Genomic DNA, 9,146 nt, shown 5'->3' on the forward strand with positions numbered 1-9,146 from the left:
ACTCCAGCCACAAACCCGACAACAGGATCAAGAATAGACTATTAAGAGATCATTTGCAGATGGGATCCGGGATAGTTTCCCAATGGTTCCATTTGCCTTTGGTGTTAAGTTTGATTACGGAGCTATGGCCTGTTGGGAGTCTGTTGGCCGAGAGCTGACTTGGCCACAGCCCAGTCGAGAGAACTGAGCAGGTAATGAGCAGGTAATGCAGGTAATATAGAGCTTGGCTTGCTTGCCTGGCAACCTCAGAGCAGGAGAATACGGCAGACTCCGTTCCAGGTTTTCCCCATGTCCTCTATCCGATTCCAGCCGTTGCGGGTGGCTTTCACCTGTGCGGATCCCAGTCAAGTGCAAATGCCCGTTGCCGATTTGCTGGCGGCCTTGCCGGCCTCACCGCTTCTGACCTACACAGACCCGGAAGCAGCGGACTTGCGGGTAGAGCTGTTGCCCGATGCCACTTATCACTTTTACCGGCGGGGGGAAGAGGTGGCTCTGGCGGCCTTCCGGATCCCGGTGAAGAAGCTACTGGCCCTGCCTCGCAAGCTGGTGCGGCTGTTGGAGCACGTGGCTGCTTTTGGTAATCTTTTGAACCTGCAACCTGCCAGCGATGCGCTGAGCAGCATCTTGGAAGTGGAATTTCTCCAACTGGAAACCCCGGCCAGCAGCTCTGCCCCTGCCGAAGTGAGCCCCCTGCCGCGGGATCCCCAAGGGAAAGTGCAAATCCAAGCAGGCCGCAACCTGGCCATTGCCTTGAGAAACAGAGCCCCCACTCCAGTGCATGTTTATGTCACCGTCTTTGACGAGCGGCGGTACAGCGTGGATTTGGTTTACCCCTATCAACCAGATCTGCCTGCCCGTTTACGCCCCAACGAGAGCCTGCTGATTGGCTCTGGCCCCCGCTACCTGCTGCAGATGCAGCTGCCAGAAGGAACAGACGTAGCGGTGGATCGCTTCAAAATCTGGGTCAGCAGCACCAGCATGCAGCCAGGCATTATGGTGATGCCCCCTCTGGGGCAACGGCTGGAACCTCCCTCAGAAGATCCCTACGGGGCCGGATCCCGCCTGGATCGGGAAGTTCGGCTGGCCATCTTGGGCAAGGCGGGCAGCACGCCCATGCCGGCTTTTGCGGAGGATCCCTGGTGGTGTATGGAACAAGCTGTCAAAATTGTGGCTTAAGCTAATGCTCTTGGGTGCCTTTCAGACTTCTCGAAGGTGACTTTTTAAGATCCTCTCAAATGTAGCCTCAACCTCATCAACACTGATGACCGACAAATGATAGAGAGAGGATAGACTGGTTTTTGCATCTTGACTAACGTCGGCCAAAACTATGATGGCTTGGTTTCTCTGAAGACCAAGGTCAGAAGCAATCTCGGAGTACTTTTGTACTTTATCTTGGTACCCACCTGTCTTCGACTCTACCCAGTAAAATTGATCATTAACGTGGAAGAGAAGATCCATCTCAAAATCATCTCCGTTTGACAAAGTAACTTTGGCATTTGCTATGTGAGAAAAATCAATCTTTCCAGTTTGCCTTTTAGCAAGGCAAATCAACCTATTCCTAACGTATCTCTCTAGCCAGTTTCCTGAGAGAAAATTCAGTGCTTGTCGAGATCTGCTGGCTCTTGCTACTAGCAGACACCTAGGCGCTCTGAAGTATCTATACTCTTCCAAAAATGCAATCTTGTATAGCTCTGTGGCAACCTGGCAAGTTGTGACAATTACTTGTTGAGGTTCGTCTCTAAGGTTTATTGAGAAAGAGTTTCCGCTGTTCATACTTGACTTAATCATTCCATAGAATCTTTTGATCAAAGAGTACTGACTGCCCATAAAGGCGGCTATTTGATCTAGCTTTTCCTCTTTTTCTTCCGCAGCTATGCTTTTTATCTTTATGTTTTTTGAGTTTAAGAACGACTCTATCTTTGATATATCGACGATAGCTGTCCCATCCTTGTCTCTTAGTACTTCGTCTGGTGTCTCAGGATCTGGTGCTTTACCAATGACCTGAGTAACCTGCTCATTCTGGGAGTCCTGATTTGAGTCCTGATTTGCAGTTGGGCATATCTCGGATCCATGAGAACTTTGAATAGTAACCCGTAGTTGCCGATAAATATCTTTGGCCTCTTCCACTAGATTTTCCAGAATGGCTAGCTGATTGTTCAGTTGCTGGCCATGTTCGGCCAACTTTACAGATATAGCTTGTAGAAAGTCTCTGCCCCAGTCCTGTAGCAAGCTTTGCTGGCTGTCAGCAAGGCGAAATTTAAACTCTTCAAGGGTAGCTTGGACGGCCTGTAACTTTTCCTGTAACTTTTGAGAAATCTTGTCTACCAATCCTTCGCTCAACTTGATGAGTGCTTTGTCCGGGTCGTTGAGTTTTTGGCTGTGTTGGCTTAGCTGCGAAGATATATCTCTGATAATCTCTCGTTTCCAGATTTCCAGTTTAGGACTGGCCCCATACTGGCGAGCAACGTAAATGCCTACCGAGAAACCAACAGCTGCCCCAATCAATAAAACCAAAACTAAGTCCATCAGATACTCCTGTCCTCTGCTGCTGTTACTTTTCTTTCCAGTTAACTGGATTACCTGCTTGCCTCAACATGATAGGAGGAGATAGGTGAATTTTCAAGCAGATGGGGACCTGCCTCTGACCGAAGCTGGGCGCCGACAAGGGATCCCAGCCAGCCTTGCTGAAGGGCTTCTTGAGCAGGAGTCAGTTCAGGCAACACCTCCAACGTGTAGACATCGGGCCGAGGGGGATCCAACGGGATCCAGAAATGTTTCAACTGATCGGCTTGAAAAACGCTCAAACAAATGATCTGGTGGGGCTGATAGGCCGTCAAGCGTTCCGCCAAGTTGGCAGCGCTCACCCTGAACCCATCCAGGGCCACCAGCTCATCGCCGGCCCAGATGCCCGCTTTTTGCGCCGGGGATCCCATCTCTACTGCGCTGATGCGATTGCCCTCGCCGTTGAAATTAAGGCCCAGGTATGGGATGGGGTTGGGGCGGCTGAAGTGGGCTTTAAGGGTGAGGCCAAAGGGGTGTAGGTAAGTGTTGTAGTCTAGCTCTTCCGTGCCTTCCACATAGGCGGAGAAAAACCGGCCAAGATCGGCACCGGCTGCCCGCTCAAACGCCTCCCGCAAGTCTTGGTCGCTGTAGCCCTTCTCTGACCGACCAAAGCGCTGCCACAGATCCTGCAAAGCCGTATCCAGGGATCCCTGACCGCCGGAAAGGTGACGGATGTGCAGATCCAGCAGCCAACAGACCAAAGCCCCTTTTAAGTAATAAGAAACCTGGCTGTTGAGGGTGTTTTCGTGGGGGCGGTAGAGTTTGATCCAGGTATCGAAGCTGGATTCCCGCAGCGATTGCACGGCCCGGCCCGGAGTACGCTGCAAGCGGCCAATCTGTTCGGAAAGAACTTTTAAAAAATCGCCGGCACTGAGGATCCCTGCCCTCAATAAGATGACGTTTTCGTAATAGCTGGTCGCCCCCTCACAAAACCACAGACATTCCAGATAATTTTCCTGGTTGTAATCGATCTTTTCCAATGCCAGCGGACGCAGACGCTTGACATTCCAGGCATGAAACAACTCGTGGGCCAGCAAAGACAAAAAGCGCCGATAGGACTCCGGCTGATGCAGCTCCAGCCCAGAGTAAAGAAGGGTGGTGCTGTACTTGTGCTCAAGGCCACCAAATCCTCCCGGCGACAAATGCACAATGAACCAGTAGCGGTCGTAGGGTAGCCCACCGAAAAACGCGGCTGTGGTTTTGACAATGGCCTTGGCATCGGCAACGGCCCGATCGACATCCAGAGTGCCTGACCCCCAAACCACAAGGTAATGCGGGATCCCTTCCACCTCAAACGATTGCACTCGATGTGGACCCACCTCCACCGGGCTATCCACCAGCTCGTCGTAGTCTTCCGCCACAAAAGACTGGCCGGAAGTGGGATCCTCAGAAGGAGAGGTCAAGGGCCGCAAACTGGTGGCGATGTGCCAATCCGGCTTGGGGGGGATCACCGTCAAAGTGTAGGGTTCCCGCTCGCGACCGGGCACGTAGAGGAAGAGCGCTGCCCCGTTGAAATAGGCGTGGGTCAAATCCAGATGGTTCGTGCGCACCGTCAGCTCATAGGCATAGACCCGATAGCACACCTTCACAGCAGAACAGCCCGGCGGATCGATTTGCCAGGTATTCTTATCCACCTTCCGCCAGGCCAAAGGGATCCCTTGCTCAGTTGCCGCCTGAAACTCCTGCACATGACGGGCATATTCCCGCACCAAGTAGGATCCCGGCGTCCACACCGGCAGTCGCAGCCGCAAAGGCACCTCTGGATCCACCTCTTGGATCTGCAGTTCCACCTCCAGCAGGTGATTGGCCGGATCCGGCATCCGCACTGTGAAATGCTGGCGGCTCAGTTGAGAAGGTGCAGCAACGATAACCTCTGGGATCCCCATAGATAGATAGATAGATAGAATGTTCCAACCCACTCCACTCTCTACCGCCAAGGGCCGACGCAACCCCCAGCGACAATGGCTCTTATCCTAACCCCTGCTTTCGGTTGGGGATCCCTTTCTGGGGCAAAAACGAGACTCAAAAATGTAGCGCGTGCTACAAAGATACCTAGGCAGAACCTTCTACTTTAGGGTAAATCTTGGTATCCTCGTAGATTCTGAAGTCAATGGGTTGCAACCTAGCCTAATGCTTCTAGATTGATCTTAGTAGGTTGATCTTAGGTATAAACTGACCTTAAAAGGTTGATGAGTATGGCGGTGGCCGTAGCGGAAAAATCTCTGATCACAGCCTTCAAGCAATTGGGAGGCCCTCACCATCCTCCGGTTATCGAAACGTTCGAGCGCGGGAAGACCATTTTTTTTCCAGGGGATCCGGCGGAGCGGGTTTACTTTTTGGTGAAGGGAGCCGTTAAGCTCTCGCGGGTCTACGAAATGGGGGAGGAAATCACCGTTGCCCTCCTACGCGAAAACAGCATCTTCGGCGTGCTCTCCTTTATCACAGGACAGCGCTCTGATCGCTTTTATCACTCGGTGGCTTTTACGCCTACTGAGTTGCTCTCTCTGCCGATCGAGCAGGTGGAGAAATCCCTACAGGAGAACGCCGAACTGGCCATGTTGCTGGTTAAAAGCCTGTCGTCTCGTATCTTGCAAACGGAGATGATGATCGAGACACTGGCTCATCGCGACATGGGATCCCGTCTGGTCAGCTTTTTGTTGATCCTCTGTCGCGATTTCGGGGTGCCTGGCCCAGATGGGGTCACCATCGATCTCAAGCTGTCTCACCAGGCCATTGCCGAAGCCATTGGCTCAACCCGCGTCACCATCACCCGCCTGTTGGGAGAGCTGCGCAAGAAGAAGTACATCTCCATTCACAAGAAAAAGATCACCGTACACGACCCGATGCGGCTGAGCCATCGCTTTGCCTAGAAGGAAGAGGAGAACACTTCCTGAGCAGCACCTTGCCCAGGCAAACCCCGCTCGACGGCTGGTTGAAGCTCTGGCCGGCCTATGTTCAATCTACTGCTGCAGCCTTGAAGAATCTCTGTGCCCGAAGGACAGACTTAAAGTTTTCTGGAAGCTGACCGGATCGCGGGCAAAAACCTACTAGTCTATGGGGGGATCTGGCTTTGGCCAGAGCTATCTAGCCAATTGCTGAGGTGTAACTGTGGAAACAGCCATCGAGTGGATTACCGCCCATGAGATCCTCGACTCGCGAGGGCGTCCCACCCTAGAAGCCCTGGTGGGTCTAGCCAATGGGGCAACGGGCTTGGCGCAGGTTCCCAGCGGTGCTTCGACCGGCACCTTCGAGGCCCACGAGCTGCGGGATGGGGATCCCAAACGCTACGGCGGTAAGGGTGTGCTGAGGGCGGTGGAAAACATCCTTGGCCCCATCCAGTCGGAGCTGCAGGGAGAAGATGCCCTCAACCAAGCCCGTATTGACCAGTTGCTGATCGACCTGGACGGCACCCCCAACAAGTCCCGCCTGGGGGCCAACGCTATTTTGGCAGTTTCTCTGGCGACAGCCAAAGCGGCTGCGGAAGCAGTGGGCTTGCCTCTTTACAAATACCTGGGGGGGCCCTTTGCCAACCTGCTGCCGGTGCCGCTGATGAACGTGCTCAACGGCGGCGCCCACGCCGACAACAACGTCGATATTCAAGAATTTATGCTTGTGCCCATTGGAGCGGCCAGCTTTCGCGAGGCGCTGCGCTACGGGGCTGAGGTGTTTGCGGTACTAAAACAAGTGCTGCAGCAGAAGGGGCTGTCCACCGGTGTGGGGGATGAAGGGGGGTTTGCTCCTGATCTCGACTCCAATGCGGCGGCTTTGGATCTGCTGATGACGGCTATTGAACAGGCAGGCTACAAACCGGGAGCAGATATCGCCTTGGCCTTGGATGTGGCCGCCAACGAGCTGCTGCAGGATGGGCAATATCACTTTGAGGGCAAAGCCCACAGCGCGGCTGATATGGTGGCTTACTACCAGCAACTGCTGGCCAACTATCCCATCCTTTCCATTGAAGATGGGCTAGCGGAAGAAGACTGGGCCGGTTGGCAAGCCATGACCGCTCAACTGGGATCCCGGGTACAGCTGGTGGGAGATGACCTGTTTGTAACCAACCTGACCCGCCTGCAAAAGGGTATCGACAGCGCCGCCGCCAACGCCATTTTGATCAAGCCCAACCAAATCGGCACCCTGACGGAGACCGTCTCGGCCATCCAATTGGCAGTTCAAGCCGGCTTTCGCACCATCATCAGCCACCGCTCTGGCGAGACGGAAGACACCACCATTGCCGACTTGGCGGTGGCCACCCGTGCCGGGCAGATCAAAACCGGATCCCTCTGCCGCAGCGAGCGCATTGCCAAGTACAACCAACTGCTGCGCATCGAAGACGAGCTGGGGGAAGCGGCAGTTTATGCCGGTCGGGTGGGCCTGGGTCCTAGAGCTCGCTAACTTCCCGTTCCGTCCCAGGGGATCCCTAGCACCTGCACCAAAAAGGCCCAGCGGTCGGCAGCTTCCTCAATCAGCTTGCTGGTGGGCTTGCCGGCCCCGTGCCCTGCCTTGGTGTCGATGCGGATGAGGATGGGCTGGGATCCCCCCTGGGCTGCCTGCAGGGCAGCGGCAAACTTGAAGCTGTGGGCGGGCACCACCCGGTCGTCGTGATCTGCGGTGGTGATCAGGGTGGCGGGATAGGCAGTGCCGGGCTTGAGGTTGTGCAGAGGGGAATAGGCGTAGAGGGCCTTGAATTCCTCCGGGTTCTCCGGGGATCCGTACTCGGAGATCCAGGCCCAGCCGATGGTGAACTTATGAAAGCGCAGCATGTCGAACACCCCCACTGCCGGTAGAGCCGCCGCGAACAGATCCGGCCTTTGGGTCATGCAGGCCCCCACCAACAGGCCGCCATTGCTGCCACCGGAGATGGCCAACTTGGAGGGGTTGGTGTAGCCATTGGCCACTAGCCACTCAGCCGCGGCAATAAAGTCGTCGAACACCTTTTGCTTGCTGAGCTTGGTGCCCGCCTGGTGCCACTCTTCTCCGTACTCGCCGCCGCCGCGCAAACTTGGCTGGGCATAGACACCGCCCATTTCCAGCCAGGCCACCAGACCCACTGAAAAGCTGGGGGTAAGTGAGATGCCAAAGCCACCGTAGCCATACAGCAGGGTGGGGTGATCCCCTGTCCGAGCCAGGCCACGGCGGTGGACGAGAAACATGGGGATGCGGGTGCCGTCTTTGCTGGTGTAGAACACCTGCTGCACCTCGTAGGCCTGGGGATCGAAATCCACCTGGGGCTGACGGAACAGGGTGCTGGTGCCGCTGGTGAAATCGTAGCGGTAGATGGTGGGCGGGGTGGTGAAGCTGGTGAAGGTGTAGAAGGTCTCGGTGTCGTAGCGCTTGCCGCCAAAGCCGCTGGCGGATCCCAGCCCGGGCAGCGGGATTTCTCCTAGGTAGGTGCCGTCTAAAGCAAAGGTCTTGATCTGGGTGTGGGCGTCTTTGAGGTAGAAGGCCACAAACTGATTGTTGATCAAGCTAACCCCCTGCAGGGTCTCCTCCGCCTCGGGGATCACCTCCTGCACCCGGTCAGGCTGCTCCAAGTCGATGGCCACCAGTCGCCGCCGAGGAGCTTGGCAGTCCGTCAACAGCCAAAAGCGGGATCCGTCGTTGCCCACGAAGCTGTATTCGGCCTCAAACTCGCGGATGAGCTCTACTACAGGAGACTGGGGATCCCGCAAGTCTTTGTAGAAGATGAGGTTTTTGGGATCCGTGCCCCGCCAGACGGAGATGATGAGGTAATTCCCATCTTCAGTAACCCCGCCGGCAAAGCCCCACTCTTTTTGGTCGGGGCGGTGATAGACCAAAACATCTTCTGACTGGGGGGTGCCCAGGCGGTGGTAGTAGAGCTTCTGGAAGTAGTTGACGCTTTCGTATTCGCTGCCAAGGGCCGGTTCGTCGTAGCGGCTGTAGAAAAATCCCTGCCCGTCCAGGGTCCAGCTTACTCCCGAGAACTTAATCCAGCGCAGGTGATCCGGCAAATCCTCGCCGGTTTCGATGTCCCGCACCTTCCACTCTTGCCAATCGGAGCCGGAGCAGGAGAGGCCATAGGCTAGATACCGTCCAGCGTACTCCGCACCGCTGTCGCGAGCGCGGCTGATGGCAATGCCCGCTAGAGCCACCGTACCGTCTTCGGAGAAGGTGTTGGGATCCAGCAAAACCCGCGCCTGGCCCTCTAGACTTTCTTGGGTGTAGAGAACGCTCTGGTTTTGCAGGCCGTCGTTTTTGAAGTAGAAGTAGCGGCCCCCTTCTTTGAAGGGCTGGCTGTATTTTTCATAGTTCCAGAGCTGGGTCAGGCGTTCTCGGATCCGCTGCCGGGCTGGGATCTGCTGCAAGTAGTTAAAGGTAAGGTGGTTTTGCGCCTCAATCCAGGCCCGCGTCTGCTCCGAATCCAGATCCTCCAGCCAGCGGTAGGGATCCGGCACCGGCTGCCCGTGGTAGATGTCCACAACAGTGGGATCGGGATAGCTGGGCGGGTAGTTGAGCATGAGACCTAAGCGCTAGAGCATGACTCTAGTCAATAATAAGCTCAACTATACTGAAAATAATGTATAATATGTTCAGTACGGATTACTACCAGTTGATCTTTCTGTTTA

6 protein-coding genes are annotated in these 9,146 nt (G+C 55.2%); 3 read left to right on the forward strand and 3 right to left on the reverse strand.

The features are described from left to right. Positions 1-288 precede the first annotated feature (288 nt). Entirely contained in the window at positions 289-1,176 is an 888-nt protein-coding gene (locus tag ACVWXE_RS05045) for a hypothetical protein (RefSeq protein ID WP_414343577.1), read from the forward strand. 21 nt (positions 1,177-1,197) lie between these two features. Here ACVWXE_RS05045 and ACVWXE_RS05050 read toward each other — a convergent pair whose 3' ends face one another. Next, a complete protein-coding gene (locus ACVWXE_RS05050) occupies positions 1,198-2,526 on the reverse strand; it encodes a hypothetical protein (RefSeq protein WP_414418767.1) in 1,329 nt (442 codons plus the stop codon). A 50-nt stretch (positions 2,527-2,576) separates the two neighbouring features. Then, positions 2,577-4,448 (reverse strand): M61 family metallopeptidase, encoded by a 1,872-nt coding sequence (locus tag ACVWXE_RS05055; protein ID WP_457489735.1) that lies wholly within the window; start codon positions 4,446-4,448, stop codon positions 2,577-2,579. A gap of 309 nt (positions 4,449-4,757) precedes the next feature. Between ACVWXE_RS05055 and ntcA the strand changes: the two genes are divergently transcribed. Together ntcA and eno are read left to right on the forward strand one after the other, a co-directional pair. Beyond that, entirely contained in the window at positions 4,758-5,432 is a 675-nt protein-coding gene (ntcA, locus tag ACVWXE_RS05060) for a global nitrogen regulator NtcA (RefSeq protein ID WP_011434093.1), read from the forward strand. Between the two features lie 238 nt (positions 5,433-5,670). Beyond that, complete coding sequence (eno, locus tag ACVWXE_RS05065) at positions 5,671-6,954, forward strand: phosphopyruvate hydratase (RefSeq protein ID WP_011434092.1); 1,284 nt, start codon at positions 5,671-5,673, stop codon at positions 6,952-6,954. Here the strand turns inward: eno and ACVWXE_RS05070 are convergent. Continuing rightward, positions 6,951-9,038, reverse strand: coding sequence for a prolyl oligopeptidase family serine peptidase (locus ACVWXE_RS05070; protein WP_457489730.1), 2,088 nt, complete (start codon positions 9,036-9,038; stop codon positions 6,951-6,953). The two genes, eno and ACVWXE_RS05070, sit on opposite strands and share 4 nt — an antisense overlap. Positions 9,039-9,146 lie beyond the last annotated feature (108 nt).

The sequence above is a fragment of the Thermostichus sp. MS-CIW-41 genome (assembly GCF_054058915.1).

Bases quoted from the DNA above. Each gene is read 5' to 3' on its own strand.
- ACVWXE_RS05055 (WP_457489735.1), bottom strand. From the start codon at position 4,448: ATGGGGATCCCAGAGGTTATCGTTGCTGCACCTTCTCAACTGAGCCGC.
- ACVWXE_RS05070 (WP_457489730.1), bottom strand. From the start codon at position 9,038: ATGCTCAACTACCCGCCCAGCTATCCCGATCCCACTGTTGTGGACATC.
- ntcA (WP_011434093.1), top strand. From the start codon at position 4,758: ATGGCGGTGGCCGTAGCGGAAAAATCTCTGATCACAGCCTTCAAGCAA.
- ACVWXE_RS05045 (WP_414343577.1), top strand. From the start codon at position 289: ATGTCCTCTATCCGATTCCAGCCGTTGCGGGTGGCTTTCACCTGTGCG.
- ACVWXE_RS05050 (WP_414418767.1), bottom strand. From the start codon at position 2,526: ATGGACTTAGTTTTGGTTTTATTGATTGGGGCAGCTGTTGGTTTCTCG.